The sequence below is a fragment of the Microvirga flocculans ATCC BAA-817 genome (assembly GCF_000518665.1).
Classification (GTDB): domain Bacteria; phylum Pseudomonadota; class Alphaproteobacteria; order Rhizobiales; family Beijerinckiaceae; genus Microvirga; species Microvirga flocculans.
Window position 1 is genome coordinate 227,663 of sequence record NZ_JAEA01000002.1, and the last position, 24,666, is coordinate 252,328.

Annotated in this window: 25 protein-coding genes; 9 read left to right on the forward strand and 16 right to left on the reverse strand. The window is 65.3% G+C overall.

Annotated elements, in window-relative coordinates; genetic code table 11:
• Positions 1 to 260 precede the first annotated feature (260 nt).
• The 3 genes from L879_RS0104205 to L879_RS0104215 all read right to left on the reverse strand — a co-directional run bounded on the left by L879_RS0104205 (position 261) and on the right by L879_RS0104215 (position 3,218).
• Entirely contained in the window at positions 261 to 1,151 is an 891-nt protein-coding gene (locus L879_RS0104205; RefSeq protein ID WP_027315001.1) for a LysR family transcriptional regulator, read from the reverse strand.
• 115 nt (positions 1,152 to 1,266) lie between these two features.
• Complete coding sequence (gene trxB, locus L879_RS0104210; RefSeq protein WP_027315002.1) at positions 1,267 to 2,229, reverse strand: thioredoxin-disulfide reductase; 963 nt, start codon at positions 2,227 to 2,229, stop codon at positions 1,267 to 1,269.
• Positions 2,229 to 3,218, reverse strand: coding sequence for a mitochondrial fission ELM1 family protein (locus tag L879_RS0104215; RefSeq protein WP_245265165.1), 990 nt, complete (start codon positions 3,216 to 3,218; stop codon positions 2,229 to 2,231). The genes trxB and L879_RS0104215 overlap by 1 nt, the downstream gene beginning before the upstream one ends.
• A 143-nt stretch (positions 3,219 to 3,361) precedes the next feature.
• Between L879_RS0104215 and L879_RS0104225 the strand changes: the two genes are divergently transcribed.
• Complete coding sequence (locus L879_RS0104225) at positions 3,362 to 3,898, forward strand: Lrp/AsnC family transcriptional regulator (protein WP_051435047.1); 537 nt, start codon at positions 3,362 to 3,364, stop codon at positions 3,896 to 3,898.
• Between the two features lie 22 nt (positions 3,899 to 3,920).
• Here L879_RS0104225 and L879_RS0104230 read toward each other — a convergent pair whose 3' ends face one another.
• The 3 genes from L879_RS0104230 to carB all read right to left on the reverse strand — a co-directional run bounded on the left by L879_RS0104230 (position 3,921) and on the right by carB (position 8,515).
• The gene (locus L879_RS0104230) at positions 3,921 to 4,439 is read right to left on the reverse strand and encodes a hypothetical protein (protein ID WP_027315005.1); all 519 of its coding nucleotides are present in this window, start codon (positions 4,437 to 4,439) and stop codon (positions 3,921 to 3,923) included.
• A 25-nt stretch (positions 4,440 to 4,464) separates the two neighbouring features.
• Positions 4,465 to 4,938, reverse strand: a complete 474-nt coding sequence (greA, locus tag L879_RS0104235; RefSeq protein WP_027315006.1) for a transcription elongation factor GreA — start codon at positions 4,936 to 4,938, stop codon at positions 4,465 to 4,467.
• Between the two features lie 106 nt (positions 4,939 to 5,044).
• The gene (gene carB / locus L879_RS0104240) at positions 5,045 to 8,515 is read right to left on the reverse strand and encodes a carbamoyl-phosphate synthase large subunit (RefSeq protein WP_027315007.1); all 3,471 of its coding nucleotides are present in this window, start codon (positions 8,513 to 8,515) and stop codon (positions 5,045 to 5,047) included.
• Between the two features lie 253 nt (positions 8,516 to 8,768).
• On the opposite strand from carB, the gene L879_RS0104245 reads away from it, so the two are divergent.
• Positions 8,769 to 9,164, forward strand: coding sequence for a GtrA family protein (locus tag L879_RS0104245; RefSeq protein WP_027315008.1), 396 nt, complete (start codon positions 8,769 to 8,771; stop codon positions 9,162 to 9,164).
• Positions 9,165 to 9,171: 7 nt separating this feature from the next.
• Here L879_RS0104245 and L879_RS0104250 read toward each other — a convergent pair whose 3' ends face one another.
• Together L879_RS0104250 and L879_RS0104255 are read right to left on the reverse strand one after the other, a co-directional pair.
• The gene (locus L879_RS0104250) at positions 9,172 to 9,861 is read right to left on the reverse strand and encodes a class I SAM-dependent methyltransferase (protein ID WP_027315009.1); all 690 of its coding nucleotides are present in this window, start codon (positions 9,859 to 9,861) and stop codon (positions 9,172 to 9,174) included.
• A gap of 25 nt (positions 9,862 to 9,886) precedes the next feature.
• On the reverse strand, positions 9,887 to 10,336 hold the full coding sequence (locus L879_RS0104255; RefSeq protein WP_027315010.1) for a MarR family winged helix-turn-helix transcriptional regulator: 450 nt from the start codon (positions 10,334 to 10,336) through the stop codon (positions 9,887 to 9,889).
• 159 nt (positions 10,337 to 10,495) lie between these two features.
• Here L879_RS0104255 and L879_RS0104260 point away from each other — a divergent pair, with 159 nt between their 5' ends.
• Entirely contained in the window at positions 10,496 to 10,915 is a 420-nt protein-coding gene (locus tag L879_RS0104260; RefSeq protein WP_027315011.1) for an organic hydroperoxide resistance protein, read from the forward strand.
• Positions 10,916 to 10,969: 54 nt separating this feature from the next.
• Here L879_RS0104260 and L879_RS0104265 read toward each other — a convergent pair whose 3' ends face one another.
• From L879_RS0104265 to carA, 3 genes are all read right to left on the reverse strand, one after another.
• Complete coding sequence (locus L879_RS0104265) at positions 10,970 to 11,518, reverse strand: cupin domain-containing protein (protein ID WP_027315012.1); 549 nt, start codon at positions 11,516 to 11,518, stop codon at positions 10,970 to 10,972.
• A 79-nt stretch (positions 11,519 to 11,597) separates the two neighbouring features.
• A complete protein-coding gene (locus L879_RS0104270) occupies positions 11,598 to 11,972 on the reverse strand; it encodes a hypothetical protein (RefSeq protein WP_027315013.1) in 375 nt (124 codons plus the stop codon).
• A gap of 134 nt (positions 11,973 to 12,106) precedes the next feature.
• Complete coding sequence (gene carA / locus L879_RS0104275; RefSeq protein WP_027315014.1) at positions 12,107 to 13,324, reverse strand: glutamine-hydrolyzing carbamoyl-phosphate synthase small subunit; 1,218 nt, start codon at positions 13,322 to 13,324, stop codon at positions 12,107 to 12,109.
• 144 nt (positions 13,325 to 13,468) lie between these two features.
• Between carA and L879_RS0104280 the strand changes: the two genes are divergently transcribed.
• The gene (locus tag L879_RS0104280) at positions 13,469 to 13,927 is read left to right on the forward strand and encodes a GatB/YqeY domain-containing protein (protein ID WP_027315015.1); all 459 of its coding nucleotides are present in this window, start codon (positions 13,469 to 13,471) and stop codon (positions 13,925 to 13,927) included.
• A gap of 1 nt (position 13,928) precedes the next feature.
• Here L879_RS0104280 and L879_RS0104285 read toward each other — a convergent pair whose 3' ends face one another.
• Positions 13,929 to 14,507 (reverse strand): cysteine hydrolase family protein, encoded by a 579-nt coding sequence (locus L879_RS0104285; RefSeq protein ID WP_027315016.1) that lies wholly within the window; start codon positions 14,505 to 14,507, stop codon positions 13,929 to 13,931.
• Positions 14,508 to 14,621: 114 nt separating this feature from the next.
• On the opposite strand from L879_RS0104285, the gene L879_RS0104290 reads away from it, so the two are divergent.
• On the forward strand, positions 14,622 to 15,056 hold the full coding sequence (locus L879_RS0104290) for an Lrp/AsnC family transcriptional regulator (protein WP_027315017.1): 435 nt from the start codon (positions 14,622 to 14,624) through the stop codon (positions 15,054 to 15,056).
• 66 nt (positions 15,057 to 15,122) lie between these two features.
• Here L879_RS0104290 and L879_RS0104295 read toward each other — a convergent pair whose 3' ends face one another.
• The 3 genes from L879_RS0104295 to L879_RS0104305 all read right to left on the reverse strand — a co-directional run bounded on the left by L879_RS0104295 (position 15,123) and on the right by L879_RS0104305 (position 16,708).
• The gene (locus tag L879_RS0104295) at positions 15,123 to 15,581 is read right to left on the reverse strand and encodes a GyrI-like domain-containing protein (RefSeq protein ID WP_027315018.1); all 459 of its coding nucleotides are present in this window, start codon (positions 15,579 to 15,581) and stop codon (positions 15,123 to 15,125) included.
• 403 nt (positions 15,582 to 15,984) lie between these two features.
• A complete protein-coding gene (locus L879_RS0104300; RefSeq protein ID WP_027315019.1) occupies positions 15,985 to 16,257 on the reverse strand; it encodes a hypothetical protein in 273 nt (90 codons plus the stop codon).
• A 199-nt stretch (positions 16,258 to 16,456) separates the two neighbouring features.
• Positions 16,457 to 16,708: a hypothetical protein gene (locus L879_RS0104305; RefSeq protein WP_027315020.1), complete on the reverse strand. Its 252-nt coding sequence runs from the start codon at positions 16,706 to 16,708 to the stop codon at positions 16,457 to 16,459.
• A 176-nt stretch (positions 16,709 to 16,884) separates the two neighbouring features.
• Here L879_RS0104305 and L879_RS0104310 point away from each other — a divergent pair, with 176 nt between their 5' ends.
• The 4 genes from L879_RS0104310 (at position 16,885) to rpoD (ending at position 23,127) form a co-directional block, all read left to right on the forward strand.
• Positions 16,885 to 17,541 (forward strand): response regulator, encoded by a 657-nt coding sequence (locus L879_RS0104310; protein WP_027315021.1) that lies wholly within the window; start codon positions 16,885 to 16,887, stop codon positions 17,539 to 17,541.
• Entirely contained in the window at positions 17,538 to 18,932 is a 1,395-nt protein-coding gene (locus tag L879_RS20425; RefSeq protein WP_051435028.1) for a sensor histidine kinase, read from the forward strand. Before L879_RS0104310 ends, L879_RS20425 begins: the two co-directional genes overlap by 4 nt.
• Positions 18,933 to 19,046: 114 nt before the next feature.
• Positions 19,047 to 20,939 carry a DNA primase gene (gene dnaG, locus L879_RS0104320; RefSeq protein WP_027315022.1) on the forward strand — a complete coding sequence of 631 codons (1,893 nt, stop codon included), beginning with the start codon at positions 19,047 to 19,049 and terminating at the stop codon, positions 20,937 to 20,939.
• A gap of 193 nt (positions 20,940 to 21,132) precedes the next feature.
• The gene (rpoD, locus tag L879_RS0104325; RefSeq protein ID WP_027315023.1) at positions 21,133 to 23,127 is read left to right on the forward strand and encodes an RNA polymerase sigma factor RpoD; all 1,995 of its coding nucleotides are present in this window, start codon (positions 21,133 to 21,135) and stop codon (positions 23,125 to 23,127) included.
• Between the two features lie 245 nt (positions 23,128 to 23,372).
• On the opposite strand, the gene L879_RS0104330 is transcribed toward rpoD, so the two are convergent.
• The gene (locus tag L879_RS0104330; protein WP_027315024.1) at positions 23,373 to 24,635 is read right to left on the reverse strand and encodes an MgtC/SapB family protein; all 1,263 of its coding nucleotides are present in this window, start codon (positions 24,633 to 24,635) and stop codon (positions 23,373 to 23,375) included.
• Positions 24,636 to 24,666: the final 31 nt, after the last annotated feature.

The window sequence follows — 24,666 nt, forward strand, 5'->3', positions numbered from 1 at the left end:
AAAGCCGGGCCAAAGGCCCGGCGAAAGTAGAGGTCCGACAAAAGTCAAAACCTTCCAGAGGGAACGGCCGACACGGCAGCGCCGGGAGGAAGAAAGCGGTGCCGCGTTGAAATCAGCCGCTGCTCATATCGGCTGCATCGCGCCTCTTTGCAATGCAACATGCCTCATGAAAGGGCTGCGCCAAATGCATGGCTTCTGTCATCTGGCCGCCAAAATCGGGAGAGCCATCGAGCGTGGCCGCAGAATCGGGGGCCTTCGGTTCAGAAGGTCCAGCGCTGCGCCTTGGAGATCAGGAAGTCGCGGAAGGCCTGCACACGGGCGACGGACCGCATTTCCTCGGCATAGACGAGATAACTGTCCAGGGACGGCATCTCCACGTCGCGCAGGATCTGGACGAGGTCCGGATTGCCCGCCACGGCGTAATCCGGAAGCACGGCAATGCCTGCGCCCGTCTCGACGGCGAGCTTCAGGGCCGTGATGTTGTTGACCACGTAATGATACTGCCGGGGCTCCCGCCCCTCGCGTCCGGCCGTGGCCAGCCAGTGCACGGCCATGAGGTAGGACGGCTGGTCGCCGCCGAAGGAGACGATGCGGTGCTCGTCCAGCTCTTCCAGCGTCTTGGGCTCCCCGAAGCGCTTGATGTAATCCGCCGAGGCATAGACGTGGAAATGGATCGTGAAGAGCCGGCGCTGGATCAGGTCCGGCTGGGCCGGGCGACGCAGGCGGATCGCCACGTCGGCCTCGCGCATGGCGAGATCCAGCTCCTCGTTGGAAAGGATCAGCTCGACCCGCACATCCGGGTAGAGGTCCAGGAACTCGGCGATGCGCTGGGCCAGCCAGATCGAGCCGAGGCCGACGGTGGTCGTCACCTTCAGCTCGCCCGAGGGGCGCTCGCTGGTTTCCACGAGGCGGGCCTTGGTGGTTTCCAGCCGCATGCGCATGTCGCGGGCGGCCCGGAACAGCAGGTCGCCCTGTTCGGTGAGAATCAGGCCGCGCGCGTGGCGGTGGAAGAGAGGCGCCTTCAATTCGCGCTCGAGGGCGCTGATCTGGCGGCTGACGGCCGACCGGCTCAGACCCAGATCATCGCCGGCCCGCGTGAAGCTCCCAGCCTCCGCGACCGTATAGAAAATCCGGATCTTGTCCCAGTCCACGGCGTTCCCCTCATGCCTCACATGCTCCTGACGCAAGGCAACTCCTTTCTCTTATGAGCGGGGCCGCCGATGCAACAGGAAATGGGCCTGAGGGCTAACCAGTTGTTAATAAATCCTATTCGGCAGCTTCCTGGGCCGCTTCCAGAGCGGCCAGGAAGCGCTCGGCGTCGAGAGCCGCCATGCAGCCCATGCCTGCCGACGTGACGGCCTGCCTGTAGACGTCGTCGGTCACGTCGCCGGCGGCGAAGACGCCCGGAACGTTGGTCTCCGTCGAGCCCGGCTTGGTGAGCAGGTAGCCGCCCGGCTTCATGTCGAGCTGGCCCACGAAAAGCTCCGTCGCGGGCTTGTGGCCGATGGCGATGAAGACGCCGTCGGTCTTGAAGTCCGAGGTCTCGCCCGAGACGAGGTTCTTCAGCCGGACATGGGTGACGGAGGACGGGTTCTCCGTCCCGCAGATCTCCTCGACGGCGGAGTTCCAGATCACCTCGATCTTGGGATGCTTGAACAGGCGGTCCTGGAGGATCCGCTCGGCGCGCAGGGAATCCCGGCGATGGATGAGCGTGACCTTGGAGGCGAGATTGGCGAGGTAGAGCGCCTCCTCCACGGCGGTGTTGCCGCCGCCGACCACCACGACCTCCTTGTTGCGGTAGAAGAACCCGTCGCAGGTCGCGCAGGCCGAAACGCCGAAGCCCTGAAACTGGCCTTCGGAGGGCAGCCCCAGCCACTTGGCCTGTGCGCCAGTCGCGACGATCAGGGAGTCGCAGGTATAGGTGTCGCTGGAATCGCCCACCAGGCGGAAGGGGCGCTGGTTCAGCTCCACCTTCACGATGTGGTCGGAGATCATGCGCGTGCCCACGTGCTCGGCCTGGAGGCGCATCTGCTCCATGAGCCAGGGACCCTGGATCACATCGGCGAAGCCCGGATAGTTCTCCACATCCGTGGTGATCATGAGCTGCCCGCCGGGCTGGAAGCCCGAGATCATCACAGGCTCGAGCAGCGCGCGCGCCGCATAGATCGCCGCCGTATAGCCCGCGGGCCCCGAGCCGATGATGATGAGCTTGGCGTGAGAATGGGCCATCAGGGGGTCTCCTGTGAGAAGGCGATGTCGGGCAGGCCGAGAGCGCGGCGATGGCGGCTCAATCCCTGAGCGACGGCCTCCGCGATCCTGGGGGTTGAATTTAATGGCTCGTAGGGCTGCCCCACAAGACGGCCCTCGAACGGATGCACAATTCCATGGGCCTTCAGCTCGCTCATGTAAACATCCAGTTTCGGATGCCCGCCGGAAGGCGCGAAGACCAGGATCGGACGCCCCGTTACGGCGGCCTCGCCGATCATGTTGAAGGAATCCGCCGTCGCCACGACGAAGTCGGCCAGCGCCAGAAGGTCCACGTAAGGGTTCTCGCCGGTCCCGTCCCAGAAGAAGCCGCCATGCGCGGACGTCAGGGCGACGAGCGCGTCCCGCAAGGCGCGAGGGGTGCGGCGCGAGGCCGTCACCATCAATCCGGCGCCGGCTTCGGCAACGCTCGTGAGGTGCCGGATGAAGCGGGCGATGTCCGTATCCGTGAAACGGTGGTGCCTGCTGTCGCCGCCCGCCAGGACGGCGACCTGGGGCGCGGACAGCGCCTTCAGGCGCGGATCGGGACGGGCGCGGGCGGCGGCGATCCGGGCGGCCGATACCCGGTGCGGCGGGGTGAGGGTGTTGACCACGTTCGGCCCCCGCAGCCGGTCATAGCTCGGGGACCAGATCATGTCGGCCGTGCCGGGTCCCGTGCGTGGGTCCTTGAGGAAGACGGTGAAGGTCCGTCCGCCGGAGGCCCGCTTCACATGGCATAGATAGGCGACCGCGCGGCGGCCCGAGGCCACGAGAAGGTCGGGGAAGGGCGGGGCGATGGGACTTCCCGGCGCGCCGGGACGCTCACGCGGATCGATGGGACCCCAGGGCATCAGCCAGGCGAAAGGCGCCTTCGGCCCGACCCGGCGGACCTGCGGGGAAAGGCCCAGAGCCTCGGTCACGCTCAGCGCCTGCAGCTCGTCCCCGGCCTTGCCATCGGTCAGCACCCAGGTCATAAGGCCTGTATCCTTGCGCAACATTCGATCAACGAGCCTGTGGAGTTCATGAAGTTCGTTGCGACTTTAGCGCCCGCCCTTCTTGTGCAGACCCTCTACACGGTCTACTCACCCAAGACGAGATTTTTTGACTGATCAGCATGATGCGAGGACCGGGCGGCTTCCGCCTTCCGATCGTGCAATATGGAGTTATCGTGCGCGGACGCCTCGATTCCATCGACTGGGCCATCCTGAAAGAACTGCAGGCCGATGGCAGCATCACCAACGTGGAGCTCGCCCGCCGGGTGGGCCTCTCGGCTCCCCCCTGTCTGCGCCGGGTGAGGGCGCTGGAAAGCGCCGGCATCATCAAGGCCTACCGGGCGATCCTCGATCCGAAGAACCTCGGCTTCGAGATCGTGTGCTTCGCCATGGTGCAGCTCGACGTCCAGGGCAAGAAGGAGCTGCAGGAATTCGAGCAGCGGGTGAAGGACTGGCCCATGGTCCGCGAATGCTGGACCCTCTCGGGCGACATCGACTTCATCATGAAATGCGTGGCCCCGAACCTCGCGTCGTTCCAGGGGCTCGTCTCCGAACTCACCTCCCTGCCGAACGTCCGCAACGTCCGCACAGCCCTGACCCTCGACCTCATCAAAGACGAGCCTCTCGTCCCGATCGAGGATGCCGCAGAGGTCGAAGGGTAAGCTTTTCCGAGATTGCCGGAGCCTAAATCTGCCGCCGGAGCCAGCGCACGTAGTGTTGCGCCACGGCGATGGCGCGGCCCTGCTCGTTCGGCTCGAGGATGCTGGTGTTTACGTCCAGCACGGCGAGCATCGGATGGCGGGCCAGGATCTCGCCGCGGCGGCCCACGGCCAGGGCTTCGCCCTCCACCGCGTCATGGCTTCCGCCGCCGCCTCCATTCCAGCGATAGCCGCCGCCCCGGTCGGGGAAGGGGGTGAGGAAAAGGCTCGTGATGCGCAGGACCAGGCGGGGTCCGCGCGGATCCACCCGATCCGCGAAGGAGCGCCGCAGCTCGTCGAGGGCCGCCGCCCCCACGAGATCCGCAAACGGCCCCAGGCCCTGAGCCTTGAGAGCGCTCACGTCGACCGAAAACGACGAGAATGCCTGCGGAAAGGCCTGAGCCTTAACGGGCAAAGCAAAACCTGTGCCGACGAGGCCGGCACAGGCGAAGGCTTTCAGGAGAATGGAGCGGCGGGAGGGCAGGTGCATCGTCGGATCTCTCATCGTTCATGCCCCCTTTCCATTTCGGCTAGCCGAAACGGACGCCGACCACCTCGTAGGACTTGCCGCCGCCGGGGGTCGAGACCTCCACCGTATCGCCGATGGTCTTGCCCATCAGGGCACGGGCGATGGGGGAGGCGACGGAGACGCGGCCCGAGCGCACGTCGGCTTCGGGCTCGCCCACGATCTGATAGACTTTCTCCTCCTCTGTGTCCTCGTCAACGAGCTTCACCGTCGCGCCGAACTTGATCCGGTCGCCGGAAAGCTTGGCGATGTCGATGACCTCGGCGCGGGAAATCAGGCTTTCGAGCTCAAGAATCCGGCCTTCATTGAGGGATTGGGCTTCCTTTGCGGCATGGTATTCGGCGTTTTCCGACAGGTCGCCAAGCGCCCGCGCTTCCGAGATCGCCTGGATGATCCGGGGGCGTTCGACTTGCTGTCGGTGCTTGAGCTCTTCCTCCAGCGCCGCAAAACCCTTGATCGTCAGAGGGACCTTGTCCATCGTTTGTCTCGTCCAAAAAGAGGTACGAGGCCGCTGTTGCCAGCGCCCTCGCATGTCAACGAAAACTTACCAGAAGCTTCGCAGTTCCAATGTGAGGCCGGATGCCTCAGGCAAAGTATTCCTGAAGCGCCCGGACTTCGAGATCGCCGCTGAGGTATGCCTTGATGCCCTCGGCTGCGGCAATCGCACCTGCAAGAGTGGTGTAGTAAGGTATCTTATGCAAGAGGGCAGCTTGCCGTAGTGAACGGGAATCCGACAGGGCGCCCGCTCCCTCGGTCGTGTTGAAGACCAGCTGGATGTCGCCGTTCTTCATGGCATCGACCACGTGCGGGCGGCCTTCCAGGACCTTGTTGATCCGCCGCGCCTTGACGCCCTGCTCCTCGAGATATTTCTGCGTCCCGGCCGTGGCCATGATCTGGAAGCCGGCCTCCTCCAGCATCCGGACCGCCGGCAGGATGCGCGGCTTGTCCGAATCGCGGACCGAAACGAACAGGGTCCCGGCCTTCGGCAGCTGGCTTCCGGCGCCGAGCTGACTCTTGGCGAAGGCGACCCCGAAGCCCCGGTCGAGGCCGATGACCTCGCCCGTCGAGCGCATCTCCGGGCCGAGCAGCACGTCCACGCCCGGGAAGCGGTTGAAGGGGAACACGGCCTCCTTCACGCCGATATGCGGCAGTTCCTTCGGGGTCAGGGCGAACTTGGCGAGAGGCTCGCCCGCCATGATCCGGGCCGCGATCTTGGCGATGGGCTCGCCGATGACCTTGGCCACGAAGGGCACCGTGCGCGAGGCGCGGGGGTTCACTTCCAGCACGTAGATCGTGCCGTCTTTGATGGCGTATTGCACGTTCATGAGGCCGCCCACGTCCAGGGCCAGCGCCAGGGCCTTGGTCTGGCGCTCGAGCTCGGCCACGATCTCGGGCGACAGGGAGCGGGGCGGCAGGGAGCAGGCCGAGTCGCCCGAATGGATGCCCGCCTCCTCGATGTGCTCCATGATGCCGGCGATGAAGCTGTCCTTGCCGTCGCAGAGGCAGTCCACGTCCACCTCGATCGCGTCCGAGAGGTAGCGGTCGAAGAGGAGGGGGTTCTTGCCCAGGACCGTGTTGATCTGGCCGGTCTTGTCGTTGGGGTACCGGGCCTTGACGTCCGAGGGGATCAGGCTCGGCAGGGTGCCGAGCAGGTAATCCTCGAACTGGGCCTCGTCGCGGATGATCGCCATGGCCCGGCCGCCGAGCACGTAGGAGGGACGGACCACGAAGGGCAGGCCGAGATCGGCGGCGATCAGGCGCGCCTGCTCCACCGAATAGGCGATGCCGTTCTTGGGCTGCTTGAGCTGCTGCTTGTCGAGCAGGCGCTTGAAGCGGTCGCGGTCCTCGGCGAGGTCGATGGCGTCCGGCGACGTGCCGAGGATCGGCACGCCTGCCTCCTCGAGGGCATGCGCCAGCTTGAGCGGCGTCTGGCCGCCGAACTGCACGATGACCCCGTGGAGGGTGCCCTTGGAGCGCTCGGTCTCGATGATCTCCAGCACGTCCTCCTGGGTCAGCGGCTCGAAATAGAGCCGGTCGGAGGTGTCGTAGTCGGTCGAGACCGTCTCCGGGTTGCAGTTGATCATGATGGTCTCATAGCCCGCGTCCTTGAGCGCGAAGCAGGCATGACAGCAGCAATAATCAAACTCGATGCCCTGGCCGATGCGGTTCGGGCCGCCGCCGAGAATGATGACCTTCTTGGCGTCCGACGGATTGGCCTCGTCCGCGGGCTTGCCCGCGAAGGGGGCGGTATAGGTCGAGTACATGTAGGCGGTCGGCGAGGCGAACTCGGCCGCGCAGGTGTCGATGCGCTTGTAGACCGGGCGCACGGAGAGCGAGCGGCGAAGCTGGCGCACCTCGGCCTCGGTCTTGCCCGCGAGCACGGCGAGGCGCGCATCCGAGAACCCGAGGCTCTTCAGCTGGCGGAAGGCGCCGGGCGTCTGCGGCAGGCCGTGAGCCTTCACCTTGGCCTCCATGTCGACGATGGTCTGGAGCTGCTCCAGGAACCAGCGGTCGATGCGGCAGGAGGCATAGACCTCGTCATGGCTGATGCCGAGGCGCAGGGCCTGGGCCACCTTCAGGATCCGGTCAGGGGTGGGCGTGCCGATGGCGGCCTTGATGGCGTTCTTGTCGTCGCCCTTGCCGAGCCCCTCGATCTCGATCTCGTCGAGGCCGGTGAGGCCCGTCTCGAGCGAGCGCAGGGCCTTCTGGAGCGATTCGGGGAAGGAGCGGCCGATGGCCATGGCCTCGCCCACGGACTTCATGGCCGTGGTGAGGGTCGGCTCGGCGCCGGGGAACTTCTCGAAGGCGAAGCGCGGGATCTTTGTGACCACGTAGTCGATGGTCGGCTCGAAGGAGGCGGGAGTCGCGCCGCCGGTGATGTCGTTGGCGATCTCATCGAGGGTGTAGCCCACCGCGAGCTTGGCCGCGACCTTGGCGATGGGGAAGCCCGTGGCCTTGGAGGCGAGCGCGGACGAGCGCGACACGCGCGGGTTCATCTCGATCACGATCATGCGCCCGTTCTCCGGGTTGATCGCGAATTGCACGTTCGAGCCGCCGGTCTCGACGCCGATCTCGCGCAGCACCGCCAGCGAGGCGTCGCGCATGATCTGGTATTCCTTGTCCGTGAGGGTCAGCGCCGGCGCGACCGTGATCGAATCGCCCGTGTGCACGCCCATCGGATCGAAGTTCTCGATGGAGCAGATGATGATGCAGTTGTCCGCCTTGTCGCGGACGACCTCCATCTCGTACTCCTTCCAGCCGAGCACGCTCTCCTCGATCAGCACCTCGTTGGTGGGCGAGGCGTCGAGGCCGCGCTCCACGATGTCGAGGAACTCCTCGCGGTTATAGGCGATGCCGCCGCCCGTGCCGCCCATGGTGAAGGACGGGCGGATGATGGCGGGCAGGCCTACTTCCGCGAGCGCCAGCAGGGCCTCGCCCATGGCGTGCTCCTGATAGCGCTTGCGCCGGTCGTTCTCGCCCGCGTCCCACTTGAGCTTGTAGGCGGCGATCATGCGCTTCTTGTCGCCGGGATGGATGTCGAGCGCTTCCATGCGCGCCAGCTCGGCGAGATAGGCCTCCTTGTCGGCCTTCTTGAGCGCCGAGGCGTTGGCGAGGCGCGATTTCGGCGTGTCGAGGCCGATCTTGGTCATGGCCTCGCGGAAGAGCTGCCGGTCCTCGGCCTTGTCGATGGCTTCCGCCGTCGCGCCGATCATCTCCACGTTGAACTTGTCGAGCACGCCCATCTTCTTGAGCGAGAGGGCGCAGTTGAGCGCCGTCTGGCCGCCCATGGTCGGCAGGATCGCGTCGGGGCGCTCCTTCTCGATGATCTTGGCGACGATCTCCGGCGTGATCGGCTCCACATAGGTGGCGTCCGCGAGATCGGGATCGGTCATGATCGTCGCGGGGTTCGAATTCACCAGGATGATGCGGTAGCCTTCCTCCTTGAGGGCCTTCACGGCCTGGGTGCCCGAATAATCGAACTCCACGGCCTGGCCGATGATGATCGGACCGGCGCCGATGATGAGAATGGAGGAGATGTCTGTCCGCTTCGGCATTGGGCCACCCAGGCGTGTCCAGCCGCGCGGCCGTAGAACTACGGCGCTTCAAGCGCAGCCGGGATGTGATCGGATTGTAGGTTGAGAGAGGCTCTTACACGCACCTTGAGCAAATTCAAAGGCCCGAGCCATGATTTAGACAGCGAATGCCCATGCGGCAGGCTCGGCGCTAAGGGAAAAGCCGGTCTCCCTCTGTGGCATTCCTTCTGCGGAGTGGGATGACGGGCCGGGCGGAAGAGGCTATCCAGGCTCCGTGACCGCATCCCGCCCCCTTCACCGCCTCGCCCGCCAGTTCACCGCCTTCTTCGGCGTGGGCCTCGTCGCGGCCGTGGTCCATTACGGGCTCCTGATCGCGCTCGTGGAGGCGGCCCGGCTCCATCCCGTCCCGGCGACGCTCGCCGGCTACGTGGCGGGCGGTCTGGTCTCCTATGTGCTCAACCGCCGCCATACCTACGGCAGCGACCGGCCCCACCGGGAGGCGACCTGGCGCTTCGCCGCCGTGGCCTTCGTCGGCTTTCTCGTGACCTGGTTTCTCATGCATGCCTTCACGGTCTGGCTGAACGGGCCCTATCTCCCGTCCCAGATCGTCACCACGGGGGTGGTGATGCTGTGGAGCTTCATGGCGCACAAGATGTGGACCTTCGCCTGACGAAAGATCAGGCCGGGCGCCCTAAGAAGGTCATGCGGGCCTGGTTGTGGCCGAGATTGCGGGCCGCGCGCTCCGGCCTGAACCCGGCATCCTGCATCAGTTCGGCGATTTCCTCCTCGCCGTATTGGGCAAGGCCCACCTCCTCGCGGATCTTGCGGTATTCCGAGAAGGCCGTGCGGGCGAGACCGGCGATGGCCGAGCCCAGGAAGCCGCCCTCCCAAGCGAAGGCGAGCAGGGCCTTCGCATCGGTGAGGGGGCTCAGATCGGGCGGGATGATGTCCCCCAGAACGAGCTTGCCGTCCCGTTTCAGCTTGGCGTGGGCCAGGGTCAGGAGGATGCGGAACTCGTCGAGGGAGAGGTACTGGACGAGGGAGTTCACCACGATCAGGTCGAGGGAGCCGTCCGGGATGTCGGCGACGTCGGTCGTGGAGAGCACCGCGATCCGCGCGTTGCCCTTAAACCGCTCGGCCAGTCGCTCCCGCACCAGCGGCGCGGCGTCACTGAGGTAAAGCTTGGCGCATCGGGCCGCGATCTTGTCGGCGAACAGGGCTTCGCCGCATCCGTAATCGAGTACCGCCGCGTCGGGGGAGTGGATGAGCCCGACGATATCGTTCGCGATCAGCCGATAATGCAGGAGCTTATGCCGATCGCCCGTGTAGATCGGCGTGTCCTGGTTCCAGTAGTCGCGCCAGTTCATCGAGCAGATTTCCCTTCGGCATCTTTCAGGATTTGGCCGAGTCATGGAGCCTGCCGCGCAGTTTCGCAACCTGCGCGGTCAGTGCCCGGGCCTCATCCAGGGAGAGGCCCAGCACGCAGCCGACGTTCTTCGGGATCGCCTCGGCCTTTTCGCGGAGGGCGCGGCCCGTCTCGGTCAGGCAGATCCTGACCTGCCGCTCGTCCTTCCTGTCGCGGGCGCGGCGGACGTGGCCGGCAGCCTCGAGCCGCTTGAGCAACGGGGTCAGGGTGCCGGAATCGAGGAAGAGCCGGTCGCCGATCTCCTTGACCGTGAGGTCGTCCTGCTCCCAGAGCACCAGCAGGACCACGTATTGCGGATAAGTCAGGCCGAGCGGGTCCAGGAACCGGCGGTAGGCGCGGCCGAAGGCATGTGAGGCAGAATACAAGGCGAAGCACAGCTGGTTGTCCAAGGCCAGCGCTCCCGTTTTTCCTGTCATCGCATCACCTCCACGTGAACCAAACATAGGAAGAAAATAGGTTGCGCACAATCGAACATGCGGTTATCGGTTGCATATAGATCGTGTGCAATTGAATTGTGAGCTCTCGATCTTCTGTTCTTACGATCCGGCCCGACGGCCATGCCAAGGAGCATAAAGATGACCCCTCTCTATACAGCCCATGCCTCGGCCCGCGGCGGACGCGAAGGCGTTGCCGCTTCCACCGACGGAAAGCTCGAGGTTCGCCTCTCCACGCCGAAGGAGCTCGGCGGTGCGGGCGGCGAGGGAACGAACCCGGAGCAGCTCTTCGCGGCCGGTTACTCGGCCTGCTTCCTGGGCGCCCTGAAATTCGTGGCGGCCCAGAACAAGGTCGCGCTCCCGGCCGAAGCGCATGTCGAGGCCAAGGTCGGCATCGGCAGGCGCGACGATGGCACGGGCTTTGGCCTGGTGGTGGAGCTGAAGGCCAGCCTGCCGGGTCTGCCCCGGGAGCAGGCGGCGGATCTGGTGCAGAAGGCCGACGTGGTCTGCCCCTATTCGCACGCGATCCGTGGCAACGTGCAGGTCACGCTGTCGGCCTGAGACAACCGTCCGGCAACTCGCAGGAAGGTCTCCTGACAGGAGACCTTTTTGCGTTCAGGCCCACAGGCGCATGAGCGGCCCGTCCGTGCCGTCGACCGGGTCGGCGTCAGGCAGGGGCACCTTGGCGATGCGCCTGCGCGATTCATCGAGGGCCTGGGGATCGTCGCGCACCGTGTCGTAATCGGCCCCGTCGGGATAGGCGCCGACCACAGCGAAGTCGTCGCTCGAGCGGACGAGCGCATGGGCGACCCCGGCCGGAACGATCATCACGTCGCCTGCGCTGACGGAGACGAGTTCACCGTCCTCGCCGCCGAAGCGGACCTGGGCCGAGCCGGAATAGACGCCGAGAACCTCATGGGTGTTGGGATGATAGTGATGGAACTGATAGATTCCGTTGCGCCATGAATGGGTCCAACCGTTCCCGGCGAAGACGGTCTCGAACGCCATCGCCGGATCGTCCGCCGAGGGCGAAACGGCGCCGCGGCGGACGATGAGAGGCAACGGGGAATTCGGCACGATGCCGTTGTCGCGGAAAATGTAAGTCTGCGTGCCGAGCGGGGCGTTGTAGCCTTGCCGATCGCCATATCCTTTCGCCTGCGCCATTCCTCTCTCCTTCCGAACCGGAGAGGGAACGCACGGTGCGGGCGAAAGATCGAGCGGAGCCTTTCGACGAGGACGGCTCTTACATGCCGATGAGCATGGCCGCGACGGCGCGGTCGACGGACAGGTAGAACATCCCGAAGGCCACGGCCGCGGCGATGGCGAACTCCACCGCCTGGTTCCCGAAAAGACGGAACCGGGCAAAGAGGTTCTGGCCGAAGATCGAGATCAGCCAGGCCGTCGTGAGAACCACCGGGAAGATGAAGATGTAGGACCACGTGCTCTCGACCGGGCCGACGGAGGTAGGGTCGATCAGAGGGCGGATGTTGCGCACCCAGGGCGCGTAGAGAGCGGCATAGAGCGAGGTCAGCCAGGAAAGGCTGACGGCGATGCCGAGGTGAAACGTGAAGAGGTTGTGCAACCGGCTGAATTCGCCGGAATCGTTATCGAAATCCATGGGATGAAAACCCCCAAATCAAAGTCCGGAATCGTTTCAATATTATGATTGAACAACCGGTATCGTGATTTGGGCGGCCGGCGCAACGCTCCGTTTGTCGCGGCGCCGGCCGTCAAAAGTCCCCGTCGGACACTTTATCGTGAGAGCCCGGCCTTCTTGCTGTCCATCATCTGCACGAAGCGGTCGAACAGGTAATGGCTGTCCTGCGGGCCAGGAGAGGCTTCCGGGTGGTACTGCACCGAGAAGGCCGGGCGGTCGGTGAGGGCAATGCCGCAATTGGAGCCGTCGAACAGGGAGACGTGGGTCTCCATGGCATTCTCCGGCAGGGTCTCCGGGTCCACGGCGAAGCCGTGGTTCATGGAGGTGATCTCGACCTTGCCGGTGGTCTTGTCCTTCACCGGGTGGTTCGCCCCGTGGTGGCCCTGGTGCATCTTCTTGGTCTTCGCGCCCACGGCGAGGCTCAGCATCTGGTGGCCGAGGCAGATGCCGAAGGTCGGAATCTTCTCCTCCAGCACCTTGCGGATCACGGGCACGGCATATTCGCCGGTCGCGGCCGGGTCGCCGGGACCGTTGGAGAGAAACACGCCGTCGGGCTTCAGGGCCAGCACGTCCTCGGCCGAAGCGGTGGCGGGAACCACCGTGACCTTGCAGCCGGCGCGGGCAAGCAGGCGCAGGATGTTGCGCTTCACGCCGTAATCGATGGCGACTACGTGATGCTTAGGAGCCCCTTCCCGGTGGCCGTAGCCCTCGCCCCTGGTCCAGGTGGTCTCATCCCAGTCGAAGCGCTGGGCGCTGGTGACCAGGGGCACGAGGTCCAGGCCGTCCATGGAGGGGAGGGCGGCTGCCTTGGCCTTGAGGGCCTCGATGTCGAACCTGCCCTCGGGATTGTGGGCGATGACCGCGTTGGGCATGCCCTTGTCGCGGATCAGGGCCGTCAGCGCCCGGGTGTCGATGCCCGAGAGGCCCACGACGCCGCGGGCCTTCAGCCAGGCGTCGAGGTCGCGGGAGGCGCGCCAGTTCGACGGCTCGGTGATGGAGGCCGACAGCACGACGCCGCGCACGCCCGAGGAGGAGGCGGCGTTCACGCTCTCGATGTCTTCCTCGTTGGTGCCGACATTGCCGATATGCGGGAAGGTGAAGGTAATGATCTGGCCGGCATAGGACGGGTCCGTCAGGATCTCCTCGTAGCCGGTCATGGCCGTGTTGAAGCAAACCTCGCCGGTCGCCTCGCCCTCGGCGCCGACGCCGAAGCCTTCCAGCACCGTGCCGTCCTGGAGCACGAGAACGGCCGTCGCGCGCGGCTCTGTCCAGCCACCCGAGAGGGACCCGGTGGTGTCTTTGTCTTGCAGCATCGTCATGATCTCTTGTAAGTCCGGGGCCAACGGGCCGTGCTTGAGCAGGCCGCTTGCGGGCCGCTCTTGAACTGTCTGCTGTGACTTAAGGGGCGGCAGGCGTTCCGTCAACGCTCAAGCGACTTAAAACCAAGGAGATACCTGATGCTGCGAGACCGTTTCACCGCCGACATGAAGGAGGCCATGAAGGCTGGCGACAAGGGCCGGCTCGGAGCCATCCGCCTGATCCAGGCCGCCCTCAAGGACAAGGACATCGAGGCCCGCGGCAACGGCAAGGAGCCCCTGTCCGATGAGGAAATCCTGGCCCTCCTCCAGAAAATGGTGAAGCAGCGCCAGGAATCGATCGCCATGTACGAGCAGGGCGGCCGCACCGAGCTCGCCGACCAGGAAAAGAACGAGGTCGCGGTCATTTCCTCCTACCTGCCCCAGCAGATGGACGAGGCCGAGACCAAGGCCGCCATTCAAGCCGCCATCGCCGAGACCGGGGCCGCCTCCATGAAGGACATGGGCAAGGTCGTCGGCGTCCTGCGGGCCAAATATGCGGGCCGCATGGACTTCGCGAAGGCCAGCGGCCTCGTGAAGGACATGCTGCCCAAGGGCTAGCTCAGGCGGCGGCCGAGCCGGCCCCGGCCAGCTCGGCCAGCATGGTCCGGGTCGTGACCACCCGGGCGAACTCGAAGCCGAGGGTCGCCACATGGACCTGATGGCTCGTGCGGGCCGGGATCGTCCCGCCCGCGCCGTCCGGCAGGTCGAAGCAATCGCAGGCATCCTCGACGAGGATCATGTCGTAGCCGAGATTGGCGCCGGTGCGCACGGTCGTGGACACGCACATATCCGTCGTGATTCCGAAAACCACCACCCTGCGGATTCCCAGCCGCTTAAGGCGCAAATCCAAATCGGTGCCGATGAAGGCGGAATTGACGCTCTTCGAAACCACGGGCTCTCCATCCCAGGGTTCGAAGCCCGGCCGGAATGCATTCCCCGGCTGGCCCGGAGCCAGGGTCGAGCCGGGCGTCACGGAATCGTGCTTCACGTGGACGATCGGCCACGCGCGGGCGCGCCAAGCCTCGATCAGGGCCTGACCGTTGGCATCGACGGAGGGGTTCCATCGGCGGGGCCAGGCGGGGCTGTCGAAGGCCTGCTGCATATCCACGGGCAGAAGAACGCTGGGGGTGAGGGGCATGGATCGTCTCCTTGTTCGTTCTCTCTTCGCGCAGCGCCGTGCCGGTTTCACTAGACAAGATGACCGGACGACCGGCTAAGTGTCGGTGAGAAGGGCTCAGGGCAGCGTGACGGCATGGTGCTGGACGAGAAAGACAGGATCCTCATTGCGGCTTTGCGCAGGAACGCCCGGGAGAGCCTCGTCGGGCTCGCCCGTTCCGTCGGGCTGTCGCGCAGCGCCACCCAGGAGCGGATGCGACGCCTGGAGCGGGAGGGCGTCATCAAGGCCTATACGGTGGAGCTGGCCTCCCGGCACGATCCGGCCGTTCGGGCCATGATCGCCGTCACGTTCGAGCCGGGCTTCCGCTGCAAGCAGGTGGTGCCGCGTCTCGCAGGCATCCCGGAAGTCGTCGCCTGTCATTCCCTGACAGGCTCCATCGACCTCATGGTGAACGTGTCCTGCGACTCGAATGCAACCCTCAACCGCATCCGCGACATGGTCGCCTCGGTGGAGGGCGTGGCGACCGCCACGACCCACATCGTTCTCGCGACGGAATGGGCGCGGGATTGAAGCACTTCTTGGATACGGCCAAGAGGGCTGAGCCGGAACCCTGGAAGCAGGGGCGGGCAGGCAGCCTCATCGCTGCAACCCGAACTGGATCTCGATCTGATTGTCTGCCGCATCCGGCCCATGCCAACGGCGATAGACCTCCCGGCTCTCGCCGGAGAAGTCGTGTCCGGCATCGGTGATCGCTTGAAGCAATGGTCCGTAGCCTTCTGAGAATAGAGTGCGGAGCGGGCCGATATGCTGCTTGGCTGCGCAGAGCATGGGGGCGAGGGTCTTAAGGGTGAAATCCCCCTGATAGGGGCCACTGGCGGAAACGGGCAGGCAGAACTCGATCCTGAAGGCTGTACATGCATCCTGGGGGAGGCCATGAGACACGAAGATCCAGGGGCCGCTGATCGCCATCCCGTGCTGTTGCGCCTCCTGCTCGATCGCGGGGCAGAGTTCCGCACTGGCAGTTGCGACCTCCCCGAGCGTGATCCGGCGCTCGGCACTCAGCACCGTCAAGGGATCCGTCGTTTTGATGTCCAAGGCCTCTCCTCCCTGCGTCTGGGCTCTTTCAAGAGAATACAAACCTATTGTCCTTTAGGCGATTTGCGGAAGATCGAGAACTGCTGAAGCAGGCGATGCCCATGCGCTGTCCGAAGGGGAGCTTTGCGCCGCCCCTGTGGATTGCGGGCACAGAAAACCTTGGCCGTTCGCTTTCGTTCTCCGCCCTAGCTGCCCTAGTTTATGGAACAGGTTTGGAGATTCACGCTTCGTGCGCTACCCGCCCCAAATCCTCGAGGAGATTCGCGCCCGGCTGCCGGGCGTCTCCGCCGGCGGTCCAGAAATGAAAAAAAGCGCCCGCAAGGGGCGCTCAAGTTTCCGGTCTCAACCCTGGGGGCAGTGCGGGCGACCGGTTCTCTCAAGATCGTTGCGGCGCGTAGCTTTCTCAGCCTTGCAGCCGGCTCCGGAGCATGGCCAGCTGGTGGAGATAAGGCATTCTGCGCTCGCGGTGCTTCTCGCGAAATCTGACCAGGGCGCGGTGCTGTCCGTTCGGACCCGAAAGGAAGGCGCTCATGCGCTCCCGCTCGCGCTCGTATTCGAAGTCCAGGTTCGCCAGGGCAGTCAGAAGAGATTGGTAGCGGCGCCTGAGCGCCGCCGGATCCGTCCGCGCCATTTCCCCGGAGCCCACGCGTGAAAGATCGGCTTCGATCATGGACATCCCTTCCCCTGTTCTTCGGGACGGTTCCATTAATGGCTCTCCGAACCGGTGTCTGTTCGATAGATGACAGTTCCGTCGCCTCTAAAGAGGTAGAAATGGATCCTTTCGCATGATCCAAGCGTGCGCGGATGGATTTTGCGTGTGGAAACGGCGCTCTCTCCGGAAAGAGAGCGCCGATTTCAGATCAAGGTTGACGTACTCAGCGAACGGAGCCCGTAGAGGTCGGATGGCAGGCCGGGTTCTGCGAGCCGGGCGCGCACTTCACGTGCTTCTTGGATTGATTCATGGCGCTGCGATGCTTGGCAGTGTGATGCCTCACCGTCGCATGCTTGGGGGGCTGCGCCTTCTCTGTCGACGTTGCCGGCTGGGAGGACGATGCGGCAGCCTGCGCGGCCAGCGGCGCGCCCATCAGGCAGATCAGAGTCGACGTGGCAATCAGGAACTTTTTCATCGGATCTCTCCATCAAGGGAAGGTACCCGCGGTACCATTTCTGCATGGTACAAGGCCTGACTTAGCGGAGAATGAGGGTGCAGGCGATACGCGCGATCCGATGAAAGCGGCAATATGCGGTCTTGCGCGCCGGCTGCTCAGAAGGCTGAATTCATCGCGGCAGCAAAGGCGGTTCCATGAGGATTTTGCTCGTCGAAGACGATCCTCTGATCGGGCGCAGCCTGACCCGTGCCTTCGAGGGTTCCGGGGACGCGATCGATTGGGCGCGAACGGGAGACGATGCGCTCGCCGCGCTCAGTACGACGCCCTATTCCATCGTTCTGCTCGATCTCGGCCTGCCCGATAAGGCGGGGCTCGATGTTCTCAACGACATGCGGCGACACAAGGACGCTACGCCGGTGTTGATCGTCACGGCCCATGACGACATCGAAACCCGCATCACCGGGCTTGATCGCGGCGCCGACGACTACGTGGTCAAACCGTTCGATTTCGATGAACTCGCGGCTCGGATCCGGGCTGTCGTGCGCCGCCACGCCGGGCACGCCACATCGCAGATTCACTCTTCCGAAATCGTTCTCGATCTCGCCGCACACCAGGCGACTTACAACGGCATCACACAGACTCTTCCCGCGCGCGAATTCGCGCTTCTTCAGGCCTTGCTGGAGCGCCCGGGAGTCCTTCTCTCGCGCAGGCAATTGGAGGACAGCCTCTATGGCTGGGGGGACGAGGTCGAAAGCAACGCGGTCGATGTCCTGATCCATTACATCCGCCGCAGGTTCGGCAACGACATCATCCGCAATGTCCGCGGCGTCGGCTGGATGGTGGTCAAATGAAGCGGCACGGTTCCCTCCGCGGGCGGCTCACCGCCTGGTTCACGCTGCTGCTGATTTCGTTCGGGCTGATGGGCGGGCTGGGCGCGTACATTGTTGCGCAACAGGATCCCGACAACTTCCTCGACAACCAGATGCGGGAAATCGCTTTGGATGTGGTCGGCTCCGTGGACGATTTCGCGCAGATGCCCGCGCCGCCCCTGCGCCCCGCCGACATGATCGTCGTTCAGGTGTGGGATCCCGATGGCGTCCTGCTGAAATCCTTCCCGCCGGGATACGATCTGCCGCCTCAGCCGAAGACGGGCTTTTCCAGCTTCGAAACGCCCGAAGGAGGATGGCGCAGCTACACCTGGGTTCTCGACGATGGCACCGTTCAGGTCTCGCAGCGCTCGGTCGTGCGCCGGAGGCTTGCCCTAAAGGCAGCCTTGCCGGCCCTGGTCACGACCTTCCTCCTCATTCCCATGTCGTGGCTGCTGGTGCGGTGGCTCGTCGGTCGTATCCTCAGTCCGGTCGATCATCTCGCGGAACAGCTTCGCGAGCGTTCGCCCGAGAGCATGCGCCAGCTCGCGGCGCCGGATGCCCCCGGCGAGATCCAGCCGCTGGTCGGTGCGATGAACGAGGCGCTCGCCCGTGTCCGGGACATGGTGGCGGCGCAGCGGCGCTTCGTTTCCAATGCGGCGCATCAGCTGCGAACGCCGCTGACCGCTCTCAAGATCCAGTTGCGCAATCTGCGGCAATCGGCCGATGTGGAAACCGGGGAACTCCTGGACGAAATGGACCATGCCGTGCAGCGCATGTCTACGCTGACAAGCCAGTTGCTCGCCCTGGCGCGCGCCGAAACCTCGCCTCTTGCCGAAAGCTCTCAATCCGCCTCATTACCCGACATATTGCAGGATGCGATCGCCTGCGTCCTCCCGCTGGCGGACAGCAAGGGGATCGCGCTCGCGTCGGCCGCGATTCCACCCGTTCGGATCGGGGCAGAGCGGCATGACCTTGCCATGATGCTCTCAAACCTGCTCGACAATGCGATCCGCTATACGCCCGCCGGCGGGCGAGTCGAGATCGCTCTGCGCCGGAGCCCGCACGGCGTGACGGTCGAGATCGCCGATACGGGACCCGGCCTCCCGGAGGAGATGCTGGACCGTGTGTTCGATCCCTTCGTCCGCGCGGATCACGAACAGGAGGGCACAGGGCTCGGACTCTCGATCGTCAAGGCGCTCGCCGTTCGCACCGGCGCTCGGGTCCGGCTCGTCAACAGGCAAGGCCGCAGCGGGCTTGTGGCGAGCCTCGAATTGCCCGTCGTGCCGGAATCCGCTTCCCATGCCCGTCATGATGTCCGGGCCACACGGCCGCCGGAAGCGAACCCCATGACGGGACGGGTCGGACAGGCTTGAGTTTTCGCGCAGACCTCTCCTGTGGATTGCGGGCACAGAAAACCTTGGCCGTTCTCTTTCCGTCCCTTGTCCCGCCGCTCTAGTTTAAGGAGCAGGTTTGGAGAACCGCTCACGTTGCGCTACCCGCCCCAAATCCTCGAGGAGATCCGCGCCCGGCTGCCGGTTTCGGCTGTCGTGGGCAAGCGTGTGCGCCTGAAGAAGGCGGGGCGGGAATGGAAGGGGCTCTCGCCCTTCAACGCGGAAAAGACGCCGTCCTTCTACGTGAACGACCAGAAGCAGTTCTATCACTGCTTCTCCTCCGGCAAGCACGGGGACATCTTCACCTTCCTGATGGAGACGGAGGGGCTGTCCTTCCCCGAGGCCGTTGAGCGGCTGGCGGCGGAGGCGGGGGTGCCCCTGCCCAAGCTCTCCCGCGAGGACCGGCAGGAAGAGGTCAAGCGTAAGAACCTCTACGACGTCATGGAGCTGGCGGCGGAGTTCTTCCAGGCGTCGCTCCAGGGGCGCTTCGGGGCGAAGGCGCGGGATTACCTCGCGGGCCGAAGCCTGGGCCTCGAGACGCAGGCCCGCTTCCGGATCGGCTATGCGCCGCCCGAGCGCTTCGCCCTGCGCGATCACCTCGCCGGCAAGGGCGTGCCGGTGGAGATGATGGAGGAGGCGGGGCTCGTCTATGCGGGCGAGGACGTGAAGGTTCCCTATGACCGCTTCCGCGACCGGGTCATGTTCCCGATCTGCGACGTGCGCGGCCGGGTCGTCGCTTTCGGCGGCCGCGCCCTGAGCGCCGACGTTCCGGCGAAATACCTCAACTCGCCCGACACGCCGCTCTTCAACAAGGGGCGGCTGCTCTACAACTACCATCTGGCCCGTCAGCCCGCCCATGACCGGGGCACGGTGATCGCGGTGGAAGGCTATGTGGATGTGATCTCCTTGAGCGTCGCCGGCTTTCCCAACGCCGTCGCGCCCCTGGGCACCGCGCTGACGGAGGATCAGCTCACGCTTCTCTGGCGCCTCGCGGAGGAGCCGATCCTCTGCTTCGACGGCGACAAGGCCGGCCAGCGCGCCGCCTACCGGGCGCTCGACGTGGCCCTGCCGAGCCTGATGCCCGGAAAGTCCCTGCGCTTCGCCATGCTGCCCGAGGGGCAGGACCCGGACGACCTGGCCAGGGCCGGCGGAAGCGCGGCCGTGGAGCGGGTTCTCGCCGCGGCGCGCCCGCTGGTGGACGTGCTCTGGGCCCGGGAGGTCGAGGCCGGGCCCCTCGATACGCCCGAGCGCAGGGCTGCCCTGGAGCGGCGGCTTCGCGAATCACTGGCGCTGATTCGCGACGAAACCCTCAGGCGCTATTACCGGGAGGAGGTCGAAAGCCGCCTTGCGGCCTTGAGTCCCGACTCTCGCGGGGGACGGTTCAGCCGCCAGGGCGGCGGCCCCCGGCGGGATTTCCAGCGGCCCCAGCCCATGACCCCGAGCGCCCGTCTGAGCGTGTCCCCGCTGCTCGCGCGCAACCCGCTTTTTGCCGGGAGCACGGCCGAAAGCCCCCGGGAGGCCATGATCCTCTGCACCTTCCTGGTGCACCCGGAGCTCCTTCAAAATCACGCGGAAACCCTTGCAGATCTTGAACTTGAGGGGCGCTCCACCCAAATGGTGCGAAGTCTCCTGCTCGATGGAGCGGCGAGCGGCGAACCTGCCGACCCGGCGGTCATGAAGGCCCGATTGGAACGGGCCGGCCTGACCGCGGAGGCGGACAGGCTGGCGGCCCTGGTCCGTCCCGGCGACCGGTGGATGCTCGATCCGCATGCGGATCCCTTGCGTCTTGAGGACGCATTGAGGCAAGCCATCACCTTGCATCGCCGCGCACGCACGTTACATAGCGAACTTCGAGCTGCCGAGCGCGCGCTTGCCGAAGAGGACAGTGAGGCCAATCTCGCCTGGCTGCGGGAGGTCCAGAACCAGCTGTCCTCCGTCGAGGGTGCCGAGGCTGACATGGACAATGCAGGGATCCCCGGGGGTCACTGATGTCCCGCAGCGTCAGGGACTGCAAGCCGGGCGGTTGCGGCAGTTTGAGCAGGGGATGGTTAACGGTTAGTCAAGCGACTCACTGTTTATAGTCGGGAACGGATTTCGGGTGGTGGAGCCGCGTGCTCGCCGCCCATTCGCGCATCGCAGGTCCTGTAGGGGGGACCGGCGCGGCGCTGGAGTTGAGCAAAGCATGGCAACGAAGGCAACCGAACGGGACGAAGGCGAGACGACAGCTCCGGAGCAAACGAGCGACGGGCCTCTGCTCGACCTGAGCGATGCCGCCGTTAAACGGATGATCAAGCTCGCCAAGAAGCGCGGGTATGTCACCTACGACGAGCTGAATGAGGTCCTGCCTCCGGAGGAGTTCTCCTCGGAGCAGATCGAGGACGTGCTCGGCCAGCTCTCCGAGATGGGCATCAACGTCGTCGAGTCGGAAGAGGCTGAAGAGGGCGAGAAGGCCGAGGCCGATGACGAGGAGGCCGAGGGCGGCGATCTCGTCGAGGCGTCGCAGACCCGGGCCGTCGCAGTCCGCGAGACCACGGCCAAGGAGCCGACCGACCGCACGGACGATCCGGTCCGCATGTATCTGCGCGAGATGGGCTCGGTGGAGCTTCTCTCCCGCGAGGGCGAGATCGCGATCGCCAAGCGGATCGAGGCCGGCCGCGAGGCCATGATCGCGGGCCTCTGCGAAAGCCCGCTGACCTTCCAGGCCATCATCATCTGGCGCGACGAGCTCGTCGAGGGCCGCGTGCTCCTGCGCGACATCATCGACCTCGAGGCCACTTATGCGGGCCCCGACGGCAAGGGCGCGCCCAAGGTGGATGCGCTCGGCGAGGGTGACGGCGAGGACGAGGCGGCCGAGGGCGACGAGGCCACCCCGCCCGAGGGCGAGCTCGACGACGACGACATGGAGAACAACGTGTCGCTTTCGGCCATGGAGGCCGAGCTGAAGCCGCGCGTGCTCGAGACCTTCGACTCCATCGCCGACAACTACAAGAAGCTGCGCCGCCTCCAGGTGGAGCACGTGGAGCAGCGCCTGCAGAACAAGCAGCTGACCCCGGCCCAGGAGCGCAAGTACAAGGAACTCAAGTCGGATATCGTCGCGTCGGTGAAGTCGCTGTCGCTGAACAACAACCGCATCGAGGCCCTGGTCGAGCAGCTCTACGACATCAACAAGCGCCTCATCTCCCATGAGGGACGCCTGATGCGCCTGGCCGAAAGCCACGGCGTCGCCCGCGAGGAGTTCCTCAAGCACTACCAGGGCTGGGAACTCGACCCGAAATGGGTGCTGCGCGTCTCCAAGCTCGGCGGCAAGGGCTGGAAGGACTTCGTCGCCAAGGCGAAGGACGGCATTCACGACCTGCGCGAGAACATCCACAATCTGGCGAGCGAGACGGGCCTGGAGATCCAGGAATTCCGCCGCATCGTCATGATGGTGCAGAAGGGTGAGCGCGAGGCCCGCCAAGCGAAGAAGGAAATGATCGAGGCGAACCTGCGCCTCGTGATCTCCATCGCCAAGAAGTACACGAACCGCGGCCTGCAGTTCCTGGACCTGATCCAGGAGGGCAATATCGGCCTCATGAAGGCGGTCGACAAGTTCGAGTACCGGCGCGGCTACAAGTTCTCCACCTATGCCACGTGGTGGATCCGTCAGGCGATCACGCGCTCCATCGCGGATCAGGCCCGCACGATCCGCATTCCGGTGCACATGATCGAGACGATCAACAAGATCGTCCGCACCTCGCGCCAGATGCTGCATGAGATCGGCCGCGAGCCGACCCCGGAGGAGCTGGCCGAGAAGCTCGCCATGCCGCTGGAGAAGGTGCGCAAGGTTCTGAAGATCGCGAAGGAGCCGATCTCCCTCGAAACGCCCATCGGCGACGAGGAGGATTCGCACCTCGGCGACTTCATCGAGGACAAGAACGCGATCCTGCCCATCGACGCGGCGATCCAGTCGAACCTGCGCGAGACGACCACGCGCGTGCTCGCCTCGCTCACGCCGCGCGAGGAGCGCGTGCTGCGCATGCGCTTCGGCATCGGCATGAACACCGACCACACCCTCGAGGAGGTCGGGCAGCAGTTCTCGGTGACGCGCGAGCGCATCCGCCAGATCGAGGCGAAGGCCCTGCGCAAGCTGAAGCACCCCTCCCGGAGCCGCAAGCTCCGAAGCTTCCTGGACAACTGAGCGACTTCAAAAAGGCGGGCTTCGGGCCCGCCTTTTTCTTGGTCGGCAATACGTGAAAAACCCCGGCGATGTTTTCATCGCCGGGGTTTTGTCGAGGAGGCTTGTGTTGCGTTCCGCAGGCTTAATAGCTGCCGAACTTGTAGCTCACGCCGACGCGGACTGTGTGATCGGTGAGATCGCGCTGCTGGAAAGCGTTCGCCCTGGGCGCATCTTCCTTTGAATGAGAAACCGGCGGAGCGCTGCTCTCATGTCGAAAGGAAAGCGAATGCCGCGCCGCCCGCCACGACGGCGGCCGCACTGGTGAGCGAGACGATCCATCCGGCTCTTGCCGTGCCCAGGCTGAACGTCATGCCGGCCTTCACGGCGGTGTTGACGGCGGCCGCGGTTCCGATGCCGAGCGCCGCCGTCGCGACGGCGATGCCGCTGTCGGCCATGCGGGCGAGGGAGAGGGTGATGGCATCTACGTCCGCGATGCCGGAAAGGGCGGCGAGAAGCGTGAGGCCCGCATCGCCCATGAAATGGCTGACGATCCTGGCGAGCAGGCTGATGACGGCGATCAGCCCGGCGAGCTTCAGGGCCGTTCCGAGATCGAAGGGATTGCGGATGCTGAGCTGCGGATGCTCCTCGCTGCCCTTGCCGTAAGTGAGGAAGAGCAGGCCCGCGACGACGATCATTACCCCTCCCGCTGCGCCGAGGGGCCAGGCGAGGGGAAGGATGAGGGCGCTGTTCAAGGCGCTCGCGACGACCATTACGCGGGCGATCATCACCGCGCCCGACAGGAGGATGCCGCCGGCGAGGAGCGGGCTTGCGCCCGGGTGCTCGCGGGCGAGACGCGCCAGGGTCACCGTGGTGGCGGTCGAGGAGGCGAGGCCCCCTGCGAGCGCCGCCAGCGCCACGCCGGCCTGGCTGCCCATGATCCTGATGGCGATGTAACCGGCAAAGGAGATGGCGGCGATGATGATGGCGAGAAGCCAGATCTCGGACGGGTTGATCGCATCCCACGGATCGACGGTCCTGTTCGGCAGGAGCGGCAGGGCGAGGAACGTCATCGCGAGCAGAATGAGCGCCGACCGGATCTCCAGCCAGGTCAGCTGCCGCAGCCATTCGTGGAGCGGCCGCTTGAGGGCCAGGATGAGGGTGACGGTGACGCCCGCCGCGATCGCGAGCTGCAGGTCGCCCAGCACGGCGTAGGCCCCGAGGGCGAAGGTGATGAGCCCGGCCACGACGCCCGTGACGCTGAAGTTACGGTCGGCCTTGGCCTCGAGCCATGCAAAGGCGCTGAAGGAGAGGGCGAAGCCGAGGAAGGACACGGCCAGGAAGATGGCATGGGTATAGCTCGACAGAACGGCCGAGAGACCGCCGAGGATGGCCGTGAGAGTATAGGTCCGCAGGCCCGCGGTGCGCTCTCCTTCCGCTTCCTCGCGCTGCTGCCAGCCGCGCTCAAGGCCGATGAGCATGCCGATGGCAAGAGCTACGGCGAGGCGGGGAAGGAGAGAGGCGGCGTCCATGGTTCCTCGATGATCCGTCAGGTCCGGGCCG

Coding starts and splice junctions, on each gene's coding strand:
- trxB (WP_027315002.1), bottom strand. CDS start 2,229: ATGGCCCATTCTCACGCCAAGCTCATCATCATCGGCTCGGGGCCCGCG.
- L879_RS0104215 (WP_245265165.1), bottom strand. CDS start 3,218: ATGACCTGGGTGCTGACCGATGGCAAGGCCGGGGACGAGCTGCAGGCG.
- L879_RS0104225 (WP_051435047.1), top strand. CDS start 3,362: ATGCGAGGACCGGGCGGCTTCCGCCTTCCGATCGTGCAATATGGAGTT.
- L879_RS0104230 (WP_027315005.1), bottom strand. CDS start 4,439: ATGAGAGATCCGACGATGCACCTGCCCTCCCGCCGCTCCATTCTCCTG.
- greA (WP_027315006.1), bottom strand. CDS start 4,938: ATGGACAAGGTCCCTCTGACGATCAAGGGTTTTGCGGCGCTGGAGGAA.
- carB (WP_027315007.1), bottom strand. CDS start 8,515: ATGCCGAAGCGGACAGACATCTCCTCCATTCTCATCATCGGCGCCGGT.
- L879_RS0104250 (WP_027315009.1), bottom strand. CDS start 9,861: ATGAACTGGCGCGACTACTGGAACCAGGACACGCCGATCTACACGGGC.
- L879_RS0104255 (WP_027315010.1), bottom strand. CDS start 10,336: ATGACAGGAAAAACGGGAGCGCTGGCCTTGGACAACCAGCTGTGCTTC.
- L879_RS0104260 (WP_027315011.1), top strand. CDS start 10,496: ATGACCCCTCTCTATACAGCCCATGCCTCGGCCCGCGGCGGACGCGAA.
- L879_RS0104265 (WP_027315012.1), bottom strand. CDS start 11,518: ATGGCGCAGGCGAAAGGATATGGCGATCGGCAAGGCTACAACGCCCCG.
- L879_RS0104270 (WP_027315013.1), bottom strand. CDS start 11,972: ATGGATTTCGATAACGATTCCGGCGAATTCAGCCGGTTGCACAACCTC.
- carA (WP_027315014.1), bottom strand. CDS start 13,324: ATGCTGCAAGACAAAGACACCACCGGGTCCCTCTCGGGTGGCTGGACA.
- L879_RS0104280 (WP_027315015.1), top strand. CDS start 13,469: ATGCTGCGAGACCGTTTCACCGCCGACATGAAGGAGGCCATGAAGGCT.
- L879_RS0104285 (WP_027315016.1), bottom strand. CDS start 14,507: ATGCCCCTCACCCCCAGCGTTCTTCTGCCCGTGGATATGCAGCAGGCC.
- L879_RS0104290 (WP_027315017.1), top strand. CDS start 14,622: ATGGTGCTGGACGAGAAAGACAGGATCCTCATTGCGGCTTTGCGCAGG.
- L879_RS0104300 (WP_027315019.1), bottom strand. CDS start 16,257: ATGTCCATGATCGAAGCCGATCTTTCACGCGTGGGCTCCGGGGAAATG.
- L879_RS0104305 (WP_027315020.1), bottom strand. CDS start 16,708: ATGAAAAAGTTCCTGATTGCCACGTCGACTCTGATCTGCCTGATGGGC.
- L879_RS0104310 (WP_027315021.1), top strand. CDS start 16,885: ATGAGGATTTTGCTCGTCGAAGACGATCCTCTGATCGGGCGCAGCCTG.
- L879_RS20425 (WP_051435028.1), top strand. CDS start 17,538: ATGAAGCGGCACGGTTCCCTCCGCGGGCGGCTCACCGCCTGGTTCACG.
- rpoD (WP_027315023.1), top strand. CDS start 21,133: ATGGCAACGAAGGCAACCGAACGGGACGAAGGCGAGACGACAGCTCCG.
- L879_RS0104330 (WP_027315024.1), bottom strand. CDS start 24,635: ATGGACGCCGCCTCTCTCCTTCCCCGCCTCGCCGTAGCTCTTGCCATC.